At 59.0% G+C, this 21,877-nt stretch carries 22 protein-coding genes, 1 tRNA gene and 1 pseudogene; 20 read left to right on the plus strand and 4 right to left on the minus strand.

Features of this window, described 5'->3' with window-relative positions:
- Positions 1–118 precede the first annotated feature (118 nt).
- Positions 119–208: transfer RNA gene (locus DY251_RS08655), tRNA-Ser, on the minus strand.
- Between the two features lie 479 nt (positions 209–687).
- On the opposite strand from DY251_RS08655, the gene pqqB reads away from it, so the two are divergent.
- From pqqB to DY251_RS08690, 7 genes and pseudogenes are all read left to right on the plus strand, one after another.
- The gene (gene pqqB / locus DY251_RS08660) at positions 688–1,617 is read left to right on the plus strand and encodes a pyrroloquinoline quinone biosynthesis protein PqqB (protein ID WP_116623499.1); all 930 of its coding nucleotides are present in this window, start codon (positions 688–690) and stop codon (positions 1,615–1,617) included.
- The gene (gene pqqC, locus DY251_RS08665; protein WP_116623500.1) at positions 1,614–2,372 is read left to right on the plus strand and encodes a pyrroloquinoline-quinone synthase PqqC; all 759 of its coding nucleotides are present in this window, start codon (positions 1,614–1,616) and stop codon (positions 2,370–2,372) included. Before pqqB ends, pqqC begins: the two co-directional genes overlap by 4 nt.
- Positions 2,369–2,668, plus strand: a complete 300-nt coding sequence (pqqD, locus tag DY251_RS08670; RefSeq protein ID WP_116623501.1) for a pyrroloquinoline quinone biosynthesis peptide chaperone PqqD — start codon at positions 2,369–2,371, stop codon at positions 2,666–2,668. The genes pqqC and pqqD overlap by 4 nt, the downstream gene beginning before the upstream one ends.
- Positions 2,665–3,759 carry a pyrroloquinoline quinone biosynthesis protein PqqE gene (pqqE, locus tag DY251_RS08675; protein WP_116623502.1) on the plus strand — a complete coding sequence of 365 codons (1,095 nt, stop codon included), beginning with the start codon at positions 2,665–2,667 and terminating at the stop codon, positions 3,757–3,759. The genes pqqD and pqqE overlap by 4 nt, the downstream gene beginning before the upstream one ends.
- Before the next feature lie 175 nt (positions 3,760–3,934).
- Positions 3,935–4,366: pseudogene (gene rplU / locus DY251_RS08680) on the plus strand (50S ribosomal protein L21); the annotation flags it as partial.
- A gap of 49 nt (positions 4,367–4,415) precedes the next feature.
- The gene (gene rpmA, locus DY251_RS08685) at positions 4,416–4,685 is read left to right on the plus strand and encodes a 50S ribosomal protein L27 (protein WP_116623504.1); all 270 of its coding nucleotides are present in this window, start codon (positions 4,416–4,418) and stop codon (positions 4,683–4,685) included.
- A gap of 123 nt (positions 4,686–4,808) precedes the next feature.
- Positions 4,809–5,396 (plus strand): GNAT family N-acetyltransferase, encoded by a 588-nt coding sequence (locus tag DY251_RS08690; RefSeq protein WP_116623505.1) that lies wholly within the window; start codon positions 4,809–4,811, stop codon positions 5,394–5,396.
- 89 nt (positions 5,397–5,485) lie between these two features.
- Here DY251_RS08690 and DY251_RS08695 read toward each other — a convergent pair whose 3' ends face one another.
- On the minus strand, positions 5,486–6,355 hold the full coding sequence (locus DY251_RS08695) for an endonuclease/exonuclease/phosphatase family protein (protein WP_116623506.1): 870 nt from the start codon (positions 6,353–6,355) through the stop codon (positions 5,486–5,488).
- Between the two features lie 71 nt (positions 6,356–6,426).
- Between DY251_RS08695 and obgE the strand changes: the two genes are divergently transcribed.
- From obgE to DY251_RS08755, 12 genes are all read left to right on the plus strand, one after another.
- The gene (obgE, locus tag DY251_RS08700; protein WP_116623507.1) at positions 6,427–7,425 is read left to right on the plus strand and encodes a GTPase ObgE; all 999 of its coding nucleotides are present in this window, start codon (positions 6,427–6,429) and stop codon (positions 7,423–7,425) included.
- Entirely contained in the window at positions 7,425–8,552 is a 1,128-nt protein-coding gene (proB, locus tag DY251_RS08705; RefSeq protein ID WP_116623508.1) for a glutamate 5-kinase, read from the plus strand. Before obgE ends, proB begins: the two co-directional genes overlap by 1 nt.
- Positions 8,553–8,555: 3 nt before the next feature.
- Complete coding sequence (locus DY251_RS08710) at positions 8,556–9,836, plus strand: glutamate-5-semialdehyde dehydrogenase (RefSeq protein WP_116623509.1); 1,281 nt, start codon at positions 8,556–8,558, stop codon at positions 9,834–9,836.
- 56 nt (positions 9,837–9,892) lie between these two features.
- Complete coding sequence (locus DY251_RS08715) at positions 9,893–10,486, plus strand: nicotinate-nucleotide adenylyltransferase (RefSeq protein ID WP_116623812.1); 594 nt, start codon at positions 9,893–9,895, stop codon at positions 10,484–10,486.
- A gap of 125 nt (positions 10,487–10,611) precedes the next feature.
- Positions 10,612–11,010 carry a ribosome silencing factor gene (gene rsfS, locus DY251_RS08720; RefSeq protein ID WP_116623510.1) on the plus strand — a complete coding sequence of 133 codons (399 nt, stop codon included), beginning with the start codon at positions 10,612–10,614 and terminating at the stop codon, positions 11,008–11,010.
- A 38-nt stretch (positions 11,011–11,048) separates the two neighbouring features.
- A complete protein-coding gene (gene rlmH, locus DY251_RS08725) occupies positions 11,049–11,531 on the plus strand; it encodes a 23S rRNA (pseudouridine(1915)-N(3))-methyltransferase RlmH (protein WP_116623511.1) in 483 nt (160 codons plus the stop codon).
- A gap of 136 nt (positions 11,532–11,667) precedes the next feature.
- Positions 11,668–12,987: a murein hydrolase activator EnvC family protein gene (locus tag DY251_RS08730; RefSeq protein WP_116623512.1), complete on the plus strand. Its 1,320-nt coding sequence runs from the start codon at positions 11,668–11,670 to the stop codon at positions 12,985–12,987.
- Between the two features lies 1 nt (position 12,988).
- Positions 12,989–14,314, plus strand: a complete 1,326-nt coding sequence (locus tag DY251_RS08735) for a S41 family peptidase (protein WP_170971349.1) — start codon at positions 12,989–12,991, stop codon at positions 14,312–14,314.
- 115 nt (positions 14,315–14,429) lie between these two features.
- A complete protein-coding gene (locus tag DY251_RS08740) occupies positions 14,430–15,596 on the plus strand; it encodes a divergent polysaccharide deacetylase family protein (protein ID WP_116623513.1) in 1,167 nt (388 codons plus the stop codon).
- 7 nt (positions 15,597–15,603) lie between these two features.
- Entirely contained in the window at positions 15,604–16,119 is a 516-nt protein-coding gene (locus tag DY251_RS08745; RefSeq protein ID WP_116623514.1) for an RNA pyrophosphohydrolase, read from the plus strand.
- Between the two features lie 81 nt (positions 16,120–16,200).
- Positions 16,201–17,325: an alanine racemase gene (gene alr / locus DY251_RS08750; RefSeq protein ID WP_116623515.1), complete on the plus strand. Its 1,125-nt coding sequence runs from the start codon at positions 16,201–16,203 to the stop codon at positions 17,323–17,325.
- 22 nt (positions 17,326–17,347) lie between these two features.
- A complete protein-coding gene (locus tag DY251_RS08755) occupies positions 17,348–18,601 on the plus strand; it encodes a D-amino acid dehydrogenase (RefSeq protein ID WP_116623516.1) in 1,254 nt (417 codons plus the stop codon).
- 237 nt (positions 18,602–18,838) lie between these two features.
- Here the strand turns inward: DY251_RS08755 and DY251_RS08760 are convergent, their stop codons facing one another.
- On the minus strand, positions 18,839–19,720 hold the full coding sequence (locus tag DY251_RS08760; protein WP_116623517.1) for a LysR family transcriptional regulator: 882 nt from the start codon (positions 19,718–19,720) through the stop codon (positions 18,839–18,841).
- A 140-nt stretch (positions 19,721–19,860) separates the two neighbouring features.
- On the opposite strand from DY251_RS08760, the gene DY251_RS08765 reads away from it, so the two are divergent.
- Positions 19,861–21,357 (plus strand): CoA-acylating methylmalonate-semialdehyde dehydrogenase, encoded by a 1,497-nt coding sequence (locus DY251_RS08765; RefSeq protein WP_116623518.1) that lies wholly within the window; start codon positions 19,861–19,863, stop codon positions 21,355–21,357.
- A 64-nt stretch (positions 21,358–21,421) separates the two neighbouring features.
- Here the strand turns inward: DY251_RS08765 and DY251_RS08770 are convergent, their stop codons facing one another.
- Positions 21,422–21,808, minus strand: coding sequence for a DoxX family protein (locus DY251_RS08770; RefSeq protein ID WP_116623519.1), 387 nt, complete (start codon positions 21,806–21,808; stop codon positions 21,422–21,424).
- Between the last annotated feature and the right edge of the window lie 69 nt (positions 21,809–21,877).

Consider the following 21,877-nt stretch of genomic DNA (forward strand, 5'->3'; position numbering starts at 1 on the left):
AAAGGGCCAAGGAGACCGGACTGCGCCGGTCGATGCCGATATCGAGCCCTGGGGGCAGCTATCCAAGCCGCTTCCAACAATCTAATATAATCAACCACTTGGATCATATATTAGTAACTGGCGGAGAAGGAGGGATTCGAACCCCCGATACCCTTGCGAGTATGCCGCATTTCGAGTGCGGTGCTTTCAACCACTCAGCCACTTCTCCGGGCCGTTGAGACATTCACAAATTCGAAAGGGCGTTGGTGGTTGGCAACGTCCATTATTCATCAAATTCGTATTTGAATGCGTCAGACGCGCGCCTCTTAGCGCTAACAATAGGGCTTCGTCAACGCGTTAGAATGCAACTTTCCATATTCGTCGAGCATCTATTGTGCCGCTTCGATTTCGACACATGCGGGGTCTGCGTTCCGAAGCGATATGAAGCGGAGCAATCTCCTCCATTTTTCCACTTGCCCCATCGGTTGTTGATGTTACCTTGTCTTCGGGCACCGCATTGAAAATTCATTGTGGAGGAATGAGATGAAAAAATCCTGGGCCAAGCCGCAGATGTGCCAGGTTTCCGCTGGTTTCGAGATTTCTCGCTATCAGTCCTCGGAACTTGAAAAGAAATAGCTGTGAGCCGGGCGCCCGCTACAGGCTCCTGATTTTACAAAGTCAGTTGTTTTACCGGGCGCCGGTCCTACCGTGCGTGTCAGGGTTTTAGGCTCCGCCGCTGGCGGTGGGGTGCCTCAATGGAATTGCAATTTTACTTACAGCCGCCGGGCGCGATTGGGCGACGGTGACGTTCCGGTTCGTCTGCAATCGAGCATTGCTACATCGAATAGTAATGGCTGGGTCATCTTCAACGCCTCGCCGGATATTCGTCAGCAGGTCGCCGCGACACCAAGCCTGCAGCCAGACCCGAACGGCGCGCTGCGAACCAGTCCTATCAAGGCCATCGTGCTTACTAACGCGGATATTGATCATATTGCGGGGCTTCTCAGCCTTCGCGAGCGGCAGCCGTTCAATCTTTACGCTACCGAGCGGGTGTTAGGTGTGCTGATGAACAACGCAGTTTTCCAGGTGCTCGACCCCGCATATGTGCGCCGAATCCCCCTCCAGCTTGACCAGCCAACAACAATAACAACGACCGACGGCGAACCGTTGCTCGAAGTCCAGCTTTATAGCGTACCGGGCAAAGTCGCGCTCTATCTTGAGACTGGTGAGGCCGCGAAAGATTTCGGCGCAGACGACGGCGACACCATTGGCGTTCGCATCGCTGAAATAGGCGGTCGCTCGTGCCTTCATTATGTTCCCGGCTGCGCATCCGTAACTCCGACACTCAAGCGTCAGATCGAGGGCGCTGATTTCCTGTTTTTCGATGGCACAGTGTTTCGCGATGACGAAATGCGCACTGCAGGCGTAGGCGAGAAAACGGGCCAGCGTATGGGGCATCTCGCCATCGATGGACCTGAAGGATCGATGGCAGCGCTCGCGTATGTCTCGCTGGGCCGCCGTTGCTATATCCACATAAACAACACCAACCCGATACTGGATCAGCGCTCGCCTGAGCGCGCGCAGGTCGAAAATGCGGGCTGGATGGTAGCGTTCGATGGCATGGAGTTCGATCTGTGAAGCGCTCGTTTGAAATAGACCGCATTCTGGAACGTCGCCAGCTGGAAGCGCTTTTGCGGCAGGTTGGCGAGGAGCGCTATCACATCAATCACCCGTTCCACCGGCTCATGGTCGAGGGCAAATTGAGCAAAGGCCAGATGCAGGCCTGGGCGCTCAATCGCTATTGTTATCAGGCCGCAATACCGCGAAAAGACGCGATCATTCTTTCGCGCCTGGATGATCCTGAACCGCGCATCGCGTGGCGCGAACGCATCATCGATCATGATGGCGACGGCACTAAGCCGGGCGGCATCGAACGCTGGCTTAAATTGGCCACCGGTTTGGGCCTGAACGTGGATATGGTGAAGGCGCAAATCTATGCGCTTCCGGCGACCCGCTTTGCCGTTGGTGCCTATGTAACGCTGGTTGAGAAACGCAGCCTGCTTGAAGCGATAGCGTCATCGCTAACGGAGCTTTTCTCTCCCAAAGTGATCAGCGAGCGAGTGCCCGCAATTCTCAAGCGATACGACTACATCACGGAAGACACGCTTTCCTATTTTTCGCCGCGTCTGCATCAAGCGCCGCGCGATGCCGAGTTCGCGCTGGCTTATGTTTTGGAACACGCGAAAACCGCCGAGGAGCAGCAAGCCGCCGTCGATGCTCTGATCACGAAATGCGATATTCTCTGGGCCATGCTGGATGCGCTGCATTTCGCCTATGTCGAACCGGCTCTGTGTGCACCGGGGGCATTTGTCCCGGAGGATCATCCGAGATGACACCACTTGACGCTGCTCGTCCGCTCGCAAAAGCCGATAGCGCCCCTCGCTTGCCGCGTCATGTGCGGCTGCACTTCGACCAGATACGGGGAGCTTGGGCGCTGCTGTCGCCGGAAAAGGTGCTCTGGCCTGACGAGGTAAGTCTCTCCATTTTGAAGCTATGCGACGGCAGGCGCTCGATTGCGGAAATCTGCGGTGAGCTTGCGATCCAGTACGAAGCGGACGTTGACGAAATACAGACCGATGTCCTCGCCTTCGCGCAGGATTGGTCAGACCGCATGGTCCTGCGGTTATGAGCGCCTCCGGTCCGCCCATTGGCATATTGGCAGAGCTTACGCATCGCTGCCCTTTGCAATGTTCTTATTGCTCGAACCCGCTGGAGTTGTTGAAAGCAAATCGCGAACTGGGCACGCAGGAGTGGCTTTCCATATTCCAGCAAGCTGCAGAGCTTGGCGTGCTTCAGGTGCATCTCTCGGGCGGCGAGCCGACCCTGCGTCCAGACCTGATCGAATTTGTCGCCGCGCTTTCCGCGCGTGGAATTTACACCAATCTCATCACCGCCGGCGTTGGTGTGCGCGATGGCTTGATGGATGAGTTGGCGCAAGCCGGGCTCGATCATGTGCAGCTGAGTTTTCAGGGTGCGCTGCCGGAAACGACCGAGACTGTCGGCAATCATCGCGGCGCGCACCAGAAAAAACTGAACACCGCGCATCGCGTGCGTGATGCTGGACTTCCGCTGACTCTGAACGCGCCGATACATCGCAAGAACATTGCCGAGGTGGAACGCTTTATCGAAATGGCGCTGGAACTCGGGGCGGAGCGGTTGGAAATCGCCAACATACAATATTACGGTTGGGCGCTGCTCAATCGGCAGGCGCTAATGCCGGAGCGCGATGATGTGATGCGCGTTGCAGCGCTGATCGAAACTGCGCAGCACGAGTTGCGCGGTACGCTCGCAATCGACTTCGTTGCGCCGGATTATTACGCACGGTTTCCCAAGCCATGCATGGGCGGCTGGGCGCGCGATGCATTCATGATTGCGCCGAATGGTGACGCTATGCCGTGCCACGCGGCTGCCTCGATCCCGCATCTGGCTTTTGAGAATGCGGCGCAAACGCCACTCGCCCAGATCTGGGAAAATTCCGCCGCATTCAATGCCTATCGCGGCTTTGATTGGATGAAAGAGCCGTGCCGGTCTTGCGAGCGTCGCGAGATCGATTTTGGCGGATGCCGCTGTCAGGCTATGCTGTTGGCAGGTGATGCGAGCGCCACCGATCCCGCTTGCTCGAAATCGCCGATGCATGATCGCATTCTGGAGCTGGCAATCCGGGATTCGTCGAACGGCGCGGCCGAAGTTACTTATCGGCGGATTGGCGTGTTCGACTAGGGCACTTATCTGGCTGTGCTTGGTTGACTTTGGGGAGGCGGCAAGCTAAATGCGCCGTGCTTGCGGCGTGGAGTCCGTCTCCGCGCCGTTTGCTTTGAACCCGAAACGACTGATAAAAAGACGGTGAGATGGCCTTCGCGGCTGTTTACGCCGGAAGAACAGCGAAAGGCAAAAAATGTTCGCAGTCATCAAAACGGGCGGCAAGCAGTATCGCATTGCCGCCAACGATCTGTTGAAGGTCGAGAAGGTCGCCGGCAATGTCGGTGATACAGTGGAATTTGGCCAGGTTCTGGTTTTCGGTGAAGGTGAAAACGTCACAATCGGCGCTCCCTTCGTTGAAGGTGCTACAGTCGTCGGCGAAGTGGTGGAACAGGGCAAGTCCCGCACCGTCGTCGCGTTCAAGAAGCGCCGCCGTCAGAATTCGCGCCGCAAGATTGGTCATCGCCAGTTGTTGACCACGGTCAAGATCACTGAGATCCTGACGGGTGGAGCAAAGCCTGCGAAGAAGGCCAAGTCTGAGTCCAAGGCGGAAGCGGCTCCGGCTGCTATAGCGGCGGAAAAGCCTGCAGCGCCAAAGCCTGCGGCACCTAAGCCGGCAGCGCCGAAGAAGGCCGCTGCCAAGGACGCAGAATAAGAGAGACTGAAGGAGAACCACGATGGCACATAAGAAAGCTGGCGGTTCGTCGCGTAACGGTCGCGATTCGGAATCGAAGCGCCTTGGCGTAAAGAAGTTCGGCAGCGAAGCAGTCGTCGCCGGCAACATTATTATTCGTCAACGCGGCACCAAGTGGCATCCCGGCGTGAACGTCGGCATGGGCAAAGACCATACGCTTTTTGCGCTAGAAGCAGGTGTTGTGGCCTTTAATAAAAAAGCCAATGGCCGAACCTACGTGTCGGTAAACCCGATGCCAAAGGCCGCAGAGTAGCCGGTTCTGCACTAAAACACCGGCGCCCCATCTCGGGAACCGGTGTCTGGTGAAGCCAGGAAAAGGATCAGGGGAGATGGGTCGCCGCCCAGCTCCCCTTTTTCTTTACCTGGAGGAAATCACATGGTTGCCGAGAAGGAAGACCTCGACGACGAAAGTTACACGATAGATTGCCCGATCTTGTTGACCGAGCGTCTTGTTCTGCGCCCACCGCACGAGGACGATATAGAGGATCTCGTCCGTCTGGCAGACAATCGCCGCATTGCCGAGATGCTTGCGCGTGTACCTCATCCCTATACCGAGCGGGACGCCCGCGCCTTCCTTGCCATCACCAGCAACGCCATCGGCGGCGGCGCCACCTATGCGCTCACCTTGGCCGATACGGGTGCCTTCATCGGCACTGCCGGGCTTGTCTCTCGCGACCACGGTCTTGAGTTGGGTTATTGGGTTGGCGAACCTTATTGGGGTAATGGCTATGCGACCGAAGCCGCTCACGCGTTGGTCGATCTGGCTTTCCGCGCGACCTTGACCAACACTCTGCATGTGTCGTGCCGGGTCATCAATCCGTCCTCCCGCCGGGTCATCCACAAGTGCGGCTTCCAGTATGCGGGGCAGGGCATGTTGGACTCCATCGTCTCCGGCAAGGTTCCGGTCGAGCGCTACCGGCTTGATCGCAAGACCTGGGTCAGCTTGCGTACGTGGAAAAGTTGAGAAGTTGGCAGCTTCCACCCATCCGGCCCTGCGGGCTTCCCCCCTTGATGGGGAGGATGGCCTGAAAGGTCGGGTGGGGTGAACTCAACTCACGCCAGCTCAACCCACACCGGCAGGTGATCGGAGCCGACGGCTTCCCGGTCAACGCGATATGATTTCAGCCTGTCGGCCATGAAAGGGCTCGCGAACACATAGTCGATGCGCTTCATGCGCGCTTCATCCTTCGGGTCGTTCGGATCGACCCATGTAACGGGATGGTCTTCCAGCGCGCCGAGATACGCAGCGACATCGACAGCGTGGCGGGCGTTGAGTGTCAGCCCGAAAATGGCGTCGGGCGTGCCGCAAAGAGCGGCATGTTCCGGCGTGTCGGACAGCATGTTGAAATCGCCCATGACGATGAATTCGTTGGGCGAGGGCGGTTCGGGCAGGCCATATTCGGCAAGCCCGGTCAGTCCGCCACCTTCGACAGGATAGTTGAATATCCGGTCTTTTAGAAAGCGAATTTGCTCCAGACGTTCGTCGGGGCTGCGATGGTCGAGATGGGTCGAGTAGAAGCGAACATAGCCGGAGGGCGTTTCAATCAGGGCTTCCAGCGCGCCGCGTTGAAAGTTGGCGTAATCGAACGTGCGCGTGCGGGGCAACAGCAGGTTGCGCGAGAGCAGGATGGGCTTGCGCGACAGGATCATGTTTCCGAACTGGAATGTGGTGGTCACCGCTTTGCCGTTCGCGATCCGCGAACCCATATCGGCTTCGAAATTGGGCCCGTAGACGCTGAAATAATCCGGCAGCGCGTGGTTGATCGCGGCAACCATGTCGTGCCCGCCATTGCTCGGATTGTTGCGGCTCACTTCCTGCAGACAAATAATGTCCGCGCCGCGCACTGCATCGATGATCCGGCCAATGTCATACTGGTAATCAAGACCAATTCCGTACTGAATATTATAAGAAACGCACTTCATGGATGCTTGCTCTCGCCCTTTTGCGCATCCTGCGATAGAGCGTAGCGCTAAAACAAGGCGGCATCTGTCACATGAAATTTCTCGATCAAGCCAAAGTTTACATCCGCTCCGGCGACGGAGGCGCGGGCGCGGTGTCGTTCCGGCGCGAAAAATTCATTGAATTCGGCGGTCCGGACGGTGGTGACGGCGGTCGCGGTGGCGACGTTTGGGTAGAAGCGGTCGAAGGTTTGAACACACTTATCGACTATCGCTATCAACAGCATTTTCGCGCGCAGATCGGCGTTCACGGCATGGGCCGCAACCGAACGGGCGCAAAGGGCAAGGACATAACGCTCAAAGTGCCTGCCGGGACGCAGGTTTATGCGGAAGACAATGAGACGCTGATTTGCGACCTCACCGAGGTCGGCCAGCGTTTTCGCCTTGCGGCGGGCGGCAATGGCGGTTTCGGCAACCAGCATTTCAAGACCTCGACAAATCAGGCGCCGCGCCGCGCCAATCCCGGCTTGCCGGGCGAGGAGTTGACCATCTGGCTGCGGCTTAAGCTCATTGCCGATGCCGGTCTGGTCGGTCTACCCAATGCGGGCAAGTCAACCTTTCTGGCAACCGTCACAGCCGCGAAGCCGAAGATAGCGGATTACCCGTTCACGACGCTGCATCCGGGCCTTGGCGTGGCGCGTGTCGATGGGCGTGAATTCGTGCTGGCCGATATTCCCGGCCTTATCGAAGGCGCGCATGAAGGCGTCGGGATTGGCGACCGTTTCCTCGGCCATGTCGAGCGCACGCGCGTGCTTCTGCACCTCGTTTCGGCACAGGAGGAAAGCCCCGCCAAAGCTTACAAGATCGTGCGCGGCGAACTCGAAGCCTATGGTCACGGCCTTGCGGACAAGCCTGAAATTTTCGCGCTGAGCCAGGTCGATATTCTTGATGCCGCCGCGCGTAAGAAGAAAGTCGCATCGTTGAAGCGAGCTGCAGGCCGTGCGCCAATCCTTCTGTCAGCGGCCACCGGCGAGGGTGTTCAGGAAGCGTTGCGCGCGCTGATGCACGAAATCGAAGGCGTGCGGGAAGACTAATGACGCAGTCGCTCAAGAAATATCGCCGCATCACCGTAAAGGTCGGTTCGGCGTTGCTTGTAGACCGCGCCGCCGGCCTGAAACGCGAGTGGCTTGCCTCGCTGGTGAACGACATTGCCGATCTGGTCGAGCGCGGGGCAGATGTGCTCGTCGTTTCCTCCGGCGCAATCGCGCTTGGCCGCACAATATTGGGCCTCAAGGGCAAGGCGCTCAAGCTGGAAGAAAGTCAGGCCGCTGCCGCTGTCGGCCAGATCGAGCTATCAAGCGCCTGGTCCAATGAGCTTGCGCGGCGGGGGCTGAAGTCAGGGCAAATTCTGCTCACGCTTGGCGATACGGAGGAGCGCCGCCGCTATCTCAATGGTCGCGCCACCATCTCCACGCTGCTCAAGATGAAAGCCGTCCCCGTCATCAACGAAAACGACACGGTGGCGACGTCTGAAATCCGCTACGGCGACAACGACCGGCTTGCCGCGCGCGTCGGCACCATGATGGGTGCGGACTTGCTGGTGCTGTTGTCCGACATTGACGGGCTTTACACCGCGCCGCCGGCTAAGGACCCCAACGCTGAATTCTTGCCGGTTGTGGAGCGCATCACGCCTGAAATCGAGGCGATGGCGGGTGCTGCCGCGTCGGAGTTTTCGCGTGGCGGCATGCGCACCAAGCTGGACGCGGGCAAGATCGCCAATGCGGCGGGCGCAACGATGATCATCACCTCCGGCACGCGGCTTTCGCCATTGCTTGCCATTGAACGCGGCGAGCGTTGCACCATCTTCAAGCCTAGCGGCAATCCCGTCAAAGGTTTCAAGACCTGGATTGCGGGTAATCTCGAACCGGCTGGCAGGCTGACGGTCGATGCTGGCGCAGTCACGGCGCTCAGCGCGGGCAAGTCGCTGCTTCCGGCAGGTGTTCGCACCGTGGCTGGCAATTTTTCGCGCGGCGATACGGTCGCTATCGTGGATGCCGATGGCCGAGAAGTGGCTCGCGGGCTGGTTGCATATGATGCTGCCGACGCTGTAAGAATTGCCGGGCGCAAGACTGCGGAGATTGAAGCTGTGCTCGGCTATGAGGCGCGCGCGGCGATGGTTCACCGGGATGATCTCGTGATGAGCCACAGCAGGGAAGGATGAGCCATGCTGAACAAGCATGAGATGGGCGACACGGTCGCTCTGATGGCGGAAGTCGGACGCAAGGCTCGCGAAGCCTCCCGACCGCTTGCCATCGCATCCGACGAGCGCAAGCACGCGGCTCTCATCGCTATGGCCGATGCCATTCGGCGCAATCAGGAGATAATCCTGCAAGCCAACGCACTTGATATGGCGAATGGCGAGGAAGCTGGCCTGTCACCGGCGATGATGGATCGCCTCAAGCTCACGCCCGACCGCATCCGCGCGATGGCCGATGGCATTCGCGCCATTGCCGATCTGCGCGATCCCGTTGGCGAAATCATTGCTGAATGGGATCGCCCCAACGGCCTGCACATCGAGCGTGTGCGCACGCCGCTTGGCATTATCGGCGTCATCTTCGAGAGCCGCCCGAACGTCACGGCTGATGCCGGTGCGCTTTGCCTCAAGGCGGGCAACGCCGCGATCCTTCGCGGCGGTTCGGACTCCATCAATTCATCGTCGGCCATTCATGTCGCACTTGTCGAAGGCTTGAAGGCTGCGAAGCTCCCCGAAGATGCAATTCAGCTTGTGCCGGTCACAGACCGTGCCGCCGTGGGCGAAATGCTGAAAGGGCTCAACGGCAATCTGGATGTCATCATCCCGCGCGGCGGGCGCAGTCTTGTCGAGCGCGTGCAGAACGAGGCGCGCGTGCCGGTGTTCGCGCATCTCGAAGGCATCTGCCACGTCTATGTCGACAAGTCCGCCAAGCTGGACATGGCCGTTTCGGTTGTCCGCAACGCCAAGATGCGGCGCACGGGCATTTGCGGCGCTGCCGAAACGCTTTTGATCGACCGCGCGGTCGCCAGCACCTTCCTGCCACCCATACTCGATGCTCTTGCCGAGGCAGGCTGCGAGATTCGCGGCAGCGAGGAAGTTGTCGCGATCTATCCGAATGCCGCGCCTGCCGGCGAAGCTGACTGGCGCACCGAATATCTCGACGCGATCATTTCCGTCGCGCTGGTGGATGGCATCGAAGGTGCAATCCGCCATATCGAGAAATATTCATCGCATCACACAGAGGCGATCGTCGCGGAGGACGCAAAAGCGGTGGAGCGCTTCTTCAACGAGGTGGACTCGGCCATTCTGCTGCACAACGCATCCACGCAGTTCGCGGATGGCGGCGAGTTCGGCATGGGTGCGGAAATCGGCATCGCGACGGGGCGCATGCATGCGCGCGGTCCGGTGGGGGTCGAGCAATTGACCTCGTTCAAATACCGCGTGCGCGGCAACGGGCAGGTTCGCCCGTGACCCTTGTCTGTGTCTGACACATGCTGCTGCAAGGCGTCCCAGCGCGCTATTTGCGCATGCCCTATGTCGCAAAGGGCATGCAGGTCGGCCTGTTTGGCGGCTCGTTCAACCCGCCCCATGCGGGTCACGCGCTGGTCGCGGAAATCGCGCTGCGCCGACTGGCGCTCGATCAACTCTGGTGGATAGTTACGCCCGGCAATCCGCTGAAAAGCACCCGCGAACTTGCGCCGCTTTCGCAGCGGCTGCGCCTGCCGCCGGCCGTCGCCGCGAACCCTCGCATCAAGCTCACCGCGTTCGAGGCCAGCTATCACGTCCGCTACACCGCCGACACGCTGGCCCTTATCAAGGCGCGTAATCCCGGTGTCGATTTCGTCTGGATCATGGGCGCGGATAATCTGCGTGATTTTCACCGTTGGCAGCGCTGGCGCGAAATTACCATGACGATGCCGATTGCGGTGATCGATCGACCCGGCGCAACGCTGTCGTTTTTGTCGTCGATTATGGCCAAGACCTTTGATTATGCGCGCGTGGACGAAGCCGACGCGCCGCGTCTTGCGCGCATGAAGCCGCCCGCATGGACGTTCATTCACGGCCCCCGCTCGCTGCTTTCATCGACCGCAATCCGCAATGGCGAACTGTCGGCAGACTGAATTGTTTTACTTCATTCGTCTGAGTCGTCTTGAAAGCTTCATGCGACTCTGCCTATCTTAAGGCTGTAACCCATTGAGGTTACGTCGTTGTTCTTGATGCGAAAGGAAAGAAACTGAGAACAGCATTGCGGAAGAAGGCCGATTCTGCGCCTTCACCGGCCGAGGTTAGCGGGCAGATTGCCGCCAATCAGGCCCTTCAGACCGTCCTTGTCAGTTTGGATGACTCCAAGGCGGAAGAGATTGTAACCATCGACATTCACACGAAATCGAGCCTGGGTGACTATATGGTCATCGCTTCAGGCCGTTCGCATCGCCATGTCGCGGCGGTGGCGGATCACCTGTTGAAGGCACTTAAGGACAACGGCTATGGCAATGCCCGCGTCGAAGGGCTGCCAGGCGCGGATTGGGTGCTAATCGACGCGGGTGATGTGATCGTTCACGTTTTCCGTCCAGAGGTGCGCGAGTTCTACAACATCGAAAAGATGTGGCAGGCTCCTGACCTTGAGGAAGAAACGATCCACTAGCGATCTGCGGCAATAGCCGCAGACGCTGCGAGGCGGCGATGAAGATCGGTATTTGTGCTGTGGGCCGGATGAAGGCCGGACCAGAGAAAGAGCTTGCCGATCGCTATATCGAGCGTTTTTCAAAAGCCGGACCCTCGCTCGGTCTGGAATATTCCGGTTTGGCTGAAATTACCGAGAGCCGCGCGGCCAATGTCGATGAGCGCCGCCGCGATGAAGCTGCCCGTTTGCGCGCTGGCTTCCCTGCAGGCGCTGCGCTGGTGGTGCTGGACGAGCGCGGCAAATCCATTTCCTCGGAAAGCTTTTCTGATCGATTGGCTGGCTGGCGCGACAGCGGCCAGAAGCACTGCGCATTGCTGATCGGCGGGCCGGATGGTCACGACGAATCATTGCGCGCTGAGGCATCATTGCTGCTGTCGTTTGGCTCCATGACATGGCCGCACCAGCTTGCGCGCATCATGCTGGCCGAGCAGCTTTACCGCGCCGCCACCATCCTCTCCGGCCATCCCTACCATCGAGCGTGATCGAACGCCCAACCCGGCCTTTCAGGCCACCCTCCCCATCGATGGGCCGGGTGGGGTGCCGCTCACCACAAAACCGATGCTCAAAAATTTATGGTTGATGGTTCGTTAAGAAAGCCGAGGCTAATGTCATTGCGAAATGATTGCCGCGAGCTTGCGAACCTTCTGGAAAAAGCCGTGGGCGCTGTGCCTTGCCGCAGCGCTGATGTTCGCGCACGCGCCCGTGCATGCACAGGAAACCGCGTCAATCGACCGTTCCGCCGACAGTGCGCGGTCTGAATATGATCAGGTTCTTCGCGAAATAACGCTGTCTGACTCAAGGGTCGCCGGTTTGCGCGCCGACATGGCGAAGCTGCGCAAAGACGATGCCACGCTCACCGCAGCGCTGGTTCAGGCAGCCAAAACCGAAAAGAAACTGAGCGAGGATGTCGAGGCGATCACCGCGCGAATCGGGCCGCTGAAAGAACAGCAAACCATCGTGCGCAAGTCCCTGATGGAGCGCCGCGATGTGCTCGCCGAAGTGCTCGGCGCGCTGGAACGCATGGGCCTGAACCCGCCGCCCGCCATTCTCGTAAGCCCCGACGATGCGCTTGCATCGGTACGCAGCGCGATCCTGCTCGGTGCTGTGGTGCCTGAAATGCGTGCTGAAACCGGCAGCCTTCTCGCAAAACTCACCGAACTTGCCCGCCTTGGCGATGAGATCGAGGCCGAGCGCAAGCGATTGGCCACTGCCGTCGAAGATCAGGTTACAGAGCGCCAGCGCCTCGTATTGTTACAGGATGAAAAGCGTCGTTTGCAGGAAAAGAACGCCGTCGACATCGATCAGGAGCAGCAGCGGTCTGCCGATCTGGCAAAGAAGGCCAAGAGCCTGAAAGACCTCATTGCCTCGGTCGAACGCGAAGCGAAACGCAAGGCTGATGAAGAAGAAAAAGCGCGGCGCGAAGACGAAAAGCAGCGGCAGAAGCAAGAGGAACTGGCCTCTGCACCTATCCCGGAAGGCAACAGCCTGATCGGCGCGATTCCGTTTGCCACCCTCAAAGGGCAGGTGTCGCTACCCGCTACGGGCCGAATTTCGCAGAAGTTCGGTTCGCGCAACAGTAACGGCTCGGTGATGCTTGGTGACACGGTTGCGACACAATCAGGGGCAATTGTGACCGCGCCGGTTGACGGCAGCGTTCTTTATGCTGGACCATTCCGGTCATACGGGCAACTCTTGATACTTGATGCAGGCGATGGATATCATATCGTGCTTGCAGGGTTGGGCCGAATAACCGTAATGCAAGGACAAATGGTGCTTTCGGGCGAGCCTGTCGGGTCGATGAGCGAGAGCAAAATTGTAAGTGCGGCATCGGATTTGCCGAAAGGTGCGAATCCGGAACTCTACATAGAATTTCGTAAGGACGGGAAGTCGGTCGATCCGTCCCCTTGGTGGGCGAGCAGGATTTCTGGAAGGACATGAAATGATGCGCAAACTTTCTCTGCTGGCCGCGGGCGCCCTGATGGGTGCGAGCGCTTTGGCCATTGTGCAGGGAGGTATTGGATCGCCAGCCAATGCGGCTGCGTCCGAAACCTACAAGCAACTCGCAATTTTTGGCGATATTTTCGAGCGTGTGCGCAGTCAGTACGTCACGCCGCCGGATGAAAAGTCGCTCGTTGAGAACGCAATCAACGGCATGTTGACTTCGCTCGATCCGCACTCATCCTACATGAACGCTGAAGCCGCGCAGGACATGCGCGTGCAGACCAAGGGCGAATTCGGCGGTCTCGGCATCGAGGTCACGATGGAGAACGATCTCGTCAAGGTCATCACGCCTATTGATGACACGCCCGCAGCCAAGGCTGGCGTTCTGGCCGGCGACTACATTGCCAAGATCGATGGCGAAGAAGTGCGTGGCATGACGCTGAACGACGCCGTCGACAAGATGCGCGGTCAGGTCAATACGCCCATCAAGCTGACGATTCTGCGTCAGGGCGCGGACAAGCCAATCGACGTGACCGTCGTTCGCGATATCATCAAGGTCAAGGCCGTGAAGTACCGCGTTGAGAACGACGTCGGTTACATGAAGATCACGTCGTTCACCGAGAAGACCTATGACGATCTGGAAGACGCAATCGCGAAGATCAAGGAGCAGATCCCGGCTGACAAGCTGAAGGGCTATGTGCTCGACCTCCGTCTGAACCCCGGTGGTCTGCTTGATCAGGCAGTCAGCGTTTCTGACGCGCTGCTCGACCGTGGCGAGATTGTCTCCACCCGTGGGCGCGATCCGAAGGATATTTCCCGCTTCGATGCGCGCGCTGGTGATGACTTTGGCGGCAAGCCGGTGATCGTGCTGATCAATGGTGGCTCGGCGAGTGCGTCGGAAATCGTGGCTGGTGCGCTGCAAGATCATCGCCGTGCGACGATCCTCGGCACGCAATCCTTCGGCAAGGGCTCTGTGCAGACGATCATCCCGCTCGGCGAAAATGGTGCGCTGCGCCTTACCACCGCACTCTATTACACGCCGTCCGGCAAGTCCATTCAGGGCAAGGGCATCACGCCTGACATCAAGGTCGAGCAGCCTTTGCCGGATGAACTCAAGGGGCGTGATCTCACGCGCGGCGAGTCAGACCTCAAGGGCCATATCAAGGGTGTGGAAGAGGGCGAGGACGGTTCCGGTTCTGCAGCCTATGTGCCGCCGGAGCCGAAGGACGATATCCAGCTCAACTACGCGCTTGATCTGCTGCGCGGAATCAAGACCGATCCGTCATTCCCGCCAAATCCTCAAAAGGCGGTACTCAACCAGTAGTAATTCAAAGGGCGGCCCATGGGTCGCCCTTTTCGCTTGCAGAGGGCCGTTTCCGCTTTAAATCATATGTTGGGGAACTAAACAGTGATTCGGCCTGTGCCGGCGGAGCGCATGCTTGCTGCCTGATGATCTCGACAAGCCTCTTGGGCAAAATCTGCCGCCCGCGCGAAAGCGCGGTCGCATAAATCGTATTGCCGGATGGAGCGCTGCTCTCGGCTTGCTTTTACTGATTATTTCTTCCGGCATTGCTGTGCGTGAGCGGCCATTCCGTACCGTCGAACCCGAAAAGGTTGCCACCGTCGCGGTGAAGCATGGCAATGCGCAAGGAGCGCAGTCCAACGCGAAATCGCCGTCCGTAACCGTGACATCCGGTGGAAGTGGGGGCGGACCGTCGATCATCAAGGTCAACCCTTCCACTGATGCAACCAGCACGGGCGCTATCGTCATTTCTGACCCAAGCGCCGTTCATCAGGATTCGCGCGTCGCCCATATCCCCGACAGAGCCCTTCTGGAGGATAGCAGCGACGGGCCGCTGCCGATCCGCGCTGCCGATGGCCGCAGACCATTCGATGTCTATGCCCGTCCCTGGTCCGGCGCGCGCGGTGCGAGAATCGCGATTGTCATAGGCGGTCTGGGTGTCTCGCAAACAGGCACGCAACAAGCCATCGAGTCGCTGCCACCTGAAATAACGCTCGCTTTCGCTTCTCAGGGAAACAGCATTGGCCGCTGGATGCAGGAGGGCAGGCGCACCGGCCACGAAATCATCATGCAGGTTCCGCTGGAGCCGTTCGACTATCCGAACGTCAATCCGGGCCGCCACACATTGACCGTAGACGCCGCGCCTGATGCGAACATCCAAAATCTTCTTTGGACCCTTTCGCGCACCACCAATTACACCGGCGTCATGAACTATATGGGCGCGCGCTTCACCAGCGATGCGCAGGCCATGCAGCCTTTCATGACGGAGCTTGGCAAGCGTGGCCTGCTTTATCTGGATGATGGAACGTCTGCACGCAGTGTTGCGCCTGAACTCGCCAAAGAAAGCGGCGTGCCGTTTGTCGCGGCGGATGCGGTGATCGACGTCGCGCAGGACCGCAACGCGATTCTCGAAAAGCTTGACCAGCTTGAGCGCACGGCGCGCGCCAAGGGCTTTGCTGTCGGCACAGGTTCGGCATTCAACGTGACGGTGGATGCGGTGCGTTCCTGGGCTGCTGAGGCGCGTCGTCGCGGCATAGAAATCGTGCCCATTTCGGCGGTCGCACAAGATCCCCAGCAAGGTTGAACTCGGCATGGCCAAGAAAAAGAAGGCTGGCGAACTGCCATACAGGCCGTGCGTCGGCATCATGGTCTTGAACGCTCAAGGTTTGGTGTGGACCGGTCATCGCAAGGTTGAAGGCGACAGCGAAATGACAGGCGCGTCGCAGCTTTGGCAAATGCCGCAGGGCGGCATCGACAAGGGCGAGGAACCGATTGAAGCGGCACGGCGCGAAATCTTCGAGGAGACGGGCATGGAAAGCCTCACCCTCATTGCCGAGGCTCCCAACTGGATAAATTACGACCTGCCCGCAGATCGCATCGGCATAACATGGGGCGGCAAATATCGCGGCCAGACGCAGCGGTGGTTCGCGTTTCGCTTCGAAGGCGATGAAACCGAAATCCGTACCGATCCGCCGCCCGCAGGTCATCGGGCCGAGTTTGACAGTTGGGCGTGGAAACCCATGGCGTCGCTGCCCGACATTGTGGTCCCGTTCAAGCGCAAGGTGTACGAAGAGGTTGTGGCAGCTTTCGTGCACCTTGTGCGTTAATTGTCTGGGCCAACTGACCCATATTGCAGTGCGGCAATTGGCATACTAGTAACAAGCCGACTTGGTGATGAGTGGGCAAGAATGCCGGAACGACCGACTGCTGTAGTTTTTAATGATCCGGCGCTTGCTGGTGCAATCCTCACAATTGACCTTGATGCTGTCCGCGAAAACTATCGTCGGCTAAAGACGCGCCTCGGTTCAGCGCAGTGTGCTGCGGTGGTTAAAGCGAACGGGTATGGCCTGGGCGCAGTCGAAATAGCGAAAGCTCTGCGCGGCGAAGGTTGCCAGGATTTTTTCGTTGCGCATGTGGGCGAGGGGCTTTCGCTTCGAAGCGCGTTGGGTTCCGGTCCTGCAATCTATGTGTTGAACGGGCTTCCTCCGGGCAGTGAAGATGAAGCTGCGAACGCGAGCCTCGTGCCGGTTTTGAACAGCCTTGAACAGTTGGCCGCATGGCGCGCCACTGCACATCGCTTGTCTCGCAAACTCCCTGCGGCCTTGCAGGTCGATAGCGGCATGTCGCGGCTCGGCATGGCCCCGTCCGAAGTCGATCAGCTGGCAGGCGACGCAAATGCTTTTCACGGGCTGGATATTGTTCTGGTGATGAGCCATTTGGCCTGCGCTGATGAGCCGGAGCATTCCGCGAACGAATTGCAGCGCCAGAGCTTTGAAGCGTTGCGAAGCAAGCTTCCGGCTGCGCGCGCGTCGTTTGCAAATTCTTCGGGCATTTTTCTTGGCAAGCCGTTCCACTTTGACCTGGCCAGACCCGGTGTGGCGCTATACGGCGCAAACCCGACGCCGGGCAAGGAAAACCCGATGCTTCCGGTCGTCAGGCTTGAAGCCAAGGTGATCCAGACGCGCGAGATCGGCGATGGTGTCGGCATTGGTTATGGCCATGCCGCGCGTGCCCGGCTCGATATGCGACTTGCCACCGTATCACTCGGCTATGCGGATGGGTGGCACAGAAATGCGGCGGGCGCGGCTTGGTTCAAGGGCGTTAGGTTGCCATTTGCCGGCCGTGTGTCCATGGATAGCATTATTCTGGATATATCCGCCCTTGGGCAAGGTGTGCTCAAGGCCGGCGATCTGGTTGAGTTTATTGGACCGGATCAGGACGTCGATGACGTTGCAGGTTTTGCCGGCACCATCGCTTACGAAATACTGACCGGTCTGGGAGATCGGTTCGAACGCAAATATCTGGGCGCTTAGCCCAAAGCTTGAGGGGGCCTAAATGAAGGTTCTTATTTTGGGTAGCGGCGTGATTGGGGTCACCGCCGCATATTATCTCGCGCAGCAGGGCCATGAGGTCGAGGTCATCGACCGTCAGCCAGCCCCCGCAATGGAAACCAGCTTCGGCAATGCCGGCGAAGTGTCGCCCGGCTATTCGTCGCCCTGGGCTGGCCCCGGCGTGCCGATCAAAGCCATCAAGTGGCTGCTGATGCATTTCGGGCCGCTCGTCATTCGCCCGAAGGTGGATATGGCGATGCTTAAATGGGTCACGCAGATGCTGACCAACTGCACGTCGGCCCGCTATGCCATCAACAAAAAGCGCATGGTGCCCATCGCCGAATACAGCCGCGATTGCATCAAGCAACTGCGTGCCGATATCGGCATCGAATATGACGAACGTGCGCTGGGAACGCTCCAGCTTTTCCGCACGCAATCGCAGGTCGATCACACGGGCGGCGACATTGAAGTGCTGCAGCAATTCGGCGTGCCTTATGAAGTGCTGGACCCTGAAGGCTGCATTCGCGCCGAACCGGCCCTGGCCAATGTGCGCGGCAAGTTCAAGGGCGGCTTGCGCCTTCCCGGCGACGAAACGGGCGATTGCAAGATGTTCACCGAGCGTCTCGCCGAACATGCGCGCAAGCTTGGCGTGAAGTTCCGTTTCGATACCACGATCAAGGGCATCGCTACGCAGGCAGGCAAAATCGCGGGCGTGGATACCAGCGCCGGCTTGCTCAAGGCAGATATCTATGTTGCCGCGCTTGGCAGCTACACGCCGCTCATCGTCAAGCCGCTTGGGCTCAATGTTCCCGTATTTCCCATCAAGGGGTACTCCATCACGGTGCCGATCACCGATGCGAGCGGCGCGCCGGAATCGACCGTCATGGACGAGACGTACAAGGTCGCTATTACGCGCCTTGGCGACCGTATTCGCGTTGGCGGTACAGCCGAAATCGCAGGTTACGATCTTGAGCTTCGCACAGGTCGGCGCGCGACGTTGGAGCATTCCGTCACGGATCTGTTCCCCAAGGGCGGCGATGTATCGAAGGCAAGCTTCTGGTGCGGCCTGCGGCCTATGACGCCGGATGGTCCGCCGATCATCGGCAAGACCCGTTACGACAATCTCTATCTCTCCACCGGCCACGGCACGCTCGGCTGGACGATGGCCTGCGGTTCCGGTCGGGTGCTCGCGGATACCATATCCGGCCGCAAGCCGGAGATCGATATTTCGGAGCTGAACCTGACCCGCTACGGCTGATGAAGGCTTAATTTGCCCCTCATCCCGCTGCCGCGACCTTCTCCCACAAGGGGAGAAGGGGGCAATTGCAAGGCTCGGCCTTTACTTGCTTCTCCCCGTAAACGGGGAGAGGCGGGCGGTGGCAACGCTGGTTTCAACTAACAGCGTTGCAGAATGAGGCGAGACATCCAAGTTATCTGCATTCTCCCCTTGAGGGACAAGGCGCCGGTAGGCGGGTGAGGGGTGCCCTGCACCACCCTACAAAAACAGCGAGCGTTCTTTCTCGACTGCTTTTGATATGAACGCCGCCACGGCCTGCACGCGGCGCAGGGTGCGCACGCTTTCATGATAGACCAGCCAATACGACCGCCGGATTGGCGCGACGCAATCGACCTGCACGAGTTCGGGAATCGACCGCGCTATAAACGAATGCAAAATCCCGATGCCCGCGCCCGCGCGCACCGCCTCGGTCTGTCCCATGGCGGACGAAATCGCAAAGCCGGAATCCCAGTGCGGGCTGAACTCCGCCGCATAATCAAGCGAGGCATTTATCACCAGATCGGGCACATAGCCGACAAGTCTGTGCGCACTCAACTCATCGCGGCTCTGTGGCATTCCGTATTGCTCGAGGTAATCGCGCGAGGCAAACAGGCCCAGCGTGTAATCAACCAGCTTGGCCGCCACGAGCCTGCCCTCTGCGGGTCGTTCAACGGTTATGGCAATATCTGCCTCGCGGCGCGAAAGTGAAAACGAGCGCGGCACCGGCACAAGCTGGATTTTCAGTTCGCTGTGCTGCGCGGTCAGCGCACCAAGCCGAGAGGCCAAAAACGTTACGCCGAACCCGTCCGGCGCGCCGATTCGCACCGTGCCTGTCAGGTTTTCGCCTTCGTCGGCAATCTCCGACCGCGCAGCGATCATGTCGGCTTCCATCCGCTCTGCGACTGCCAGAAACCGCTCACCAGCGGGGGTGAGTTCGCTGCCGGTCGTCAACCGCCGAAACAGTTTTGCCTTGAGCGATTCCTCCAGCGCGGCTACCCGCCGCGAGACGGTCGCGTGGTTCAAATCGAGCCTGCGGGCCGCGCCCAAAATCTGGCCAGCCCTCGCTACGGCGAGAAAAATGCGGACGTCATCCCAATTCATGTTGCTAATATTAACTTGCAAAAATCAAAGCTCAATCGTGCGTCGAGCATTATTTTGTGCACAACGGTTGGGATTCCGGTCGCGTTGCATTTCGTCGCGGAAGGGAGAAAATGCGAGCATCGAATTCTAGGGAGAGAACCATGATTGAGTATGGTCATTTCATCGGCGGCAAGCGCGTCGCCGGAAAAAGCGGTCGTAAGCAGGATGTAATGCAGCCTATGGATGGCACTGTGCGCGGCACGGTTGCCCTCGCATCCGCTGCTGAGTTGCGCGCAGCCGTCGAGAACGCCAAGGAAGCACAGCGCGGCTGGGCAGCTACCAATCCGCAGCGCCGCGTGCGCGTGCTGATGAAGTTCCTCGAACTCGCCAACAAGGAATACGACTCTCTGGCCGATATTCTTGCGCGCGAGCATGGCAAGACCATTGCCGACGCAAAGGGCGACATTCAGCGCGGCCTTGAAGTTGTTGAAGTGTGCATCGGCGCGCCGCACATGATGAAGGGCGAGTTTACCGATGGCGCAGGCCCCGGCATCGACGTTTTCTCCATGCGCCAGCCGCTTGGCGTCGTCGCAGGCATCACGCCTTTCAACTTCCCGGCCATGATCCCGCTGTGGAAAATCGCTCCGGCAATCGCATGCGGCAATTCCTTTATTCTCAAGCCGTCCGAGCGTGATCCCGGCGTGCCGCTCCGCATCGCTGAACTGTTCGTCGAAGCCGGTCTTCCGGCAGGAGTGCTGAACGTCGTGAACGGCGACAAGGAAGTCGTTGACGCTATCCTCGACGACCAGGACATCAAGGCAATCGGCTTTGTCGGCTCCACGCCAATCGCTCATTATATTTACTCGCGCGGTTGCGCAGCCGGTAAGCGCGTGCAGTGCTTCGGCGGTGCGAAGAACCACATGATCATCATGCCTGACGCTGACATGGATCAGACCGTCGATGCGCTTATCGGCGCTGGTTACGGTTCGGCTGGCGAGCGCTGCATGGCGATTTCGGTTGCCGTTCCGGTTGGTCACGAAACCGCAGAGCGCCTGATGGAAAAGCTCGTCCCGCGCGTCGAGAGCCTGAAGGTTGGCCCGTCCACGGATTCGTCCGCTGATTTCGGCCCGGTGGTCACGCAGCAGGCGCTGGAGCGCATCAAGGGCTACGTCGATATCGGCGTGAAGGAAGGCGCGAAGCTCGTTGTCGATGGTCGCGGCTTCAAGATGCAGGGCTATGAGAACGGCTACTACATGGGTGGCTGCCTGTTCGACAACGTCACGCCGGACATGCGCATCTATAAGGAAGAGATTTTCGGCCCTGTTCTCTCAGTGGTCCGCGCTCCGAACTACGAGAACGCAATCAAGATCACAAACGAGCACGAGATGGGCAACGGCGTGGCCATTTTCACCCGTGACGGCGATGCGGCACGCGATTTCGCAAGCCGCGTTCAGGTCGGCATGGTTGGCGTGAACGTGCCGATCCCGGTTCCGATTGCTTACTACACGTTCGGCGGCTGGAAAGCGTCGTCCTTCGGTGACCTGAACCAGCACGGCCCGGATGCATTCCGCTTCTACACCAAGACCAAGACGGTCACGTCGCGCTGGCCATCCGGCATCAAGGACGGTGCGGAATTTGTTATTCCGACGATGAACTGATCGGCCTTGTCGCTCAAAGAAAAAGGCGCCCTTTCGGCGCCTTTTTTGTTCGCGCAAGGCTAGCCTACTTCCTGAATGGAAACAGTGCGCGCAGTGCGGAGTCACGCAGCCATAATCCGCCCCACATGAACAGCCCGAGATAGATGCTGAATAGCTGATGGCTGAGCAGCGGGCTTCCGGCGCGCATCTGTGTGGCCATCGCGCCGCCGAACAGGCCCATGAAAAGCACGGCGCCTAGAATATTGGTGCGCGGGTAAATGTAGAGCAACGTCAGCACCAGCTCCAAAATCCCAATGTAAAACGAGTAGCCCGCAGGCCATCCCAGCTGTGCCATTATCTCTTCGGCTACCGGCATTCCGAGCAGCTTCGGCGTTACGGATGCGCCCAGCATGAACAGCACAAAAAGACCGGACAGCACATAGCCGGTCCGCGTCATCATTTTCTCGCTCATTATATTCCCCTTGCGTTCGATCTGGACCTAGGACGGATGGCTCACTCCGATCCCGACAGGCCCGTATCG

Origin of the sequence: Mesorhizobium denitrificans, assembly GCF_003403035.1 — a bacterium.
Taxonomy (GTDB): Bacteria; Pseudomonadota; Alphaproteobacteria; order Rhizobiales; family Rhizobiaceae; genus Mesorhizobium_G; species Mesorhizobium_G denitrificans.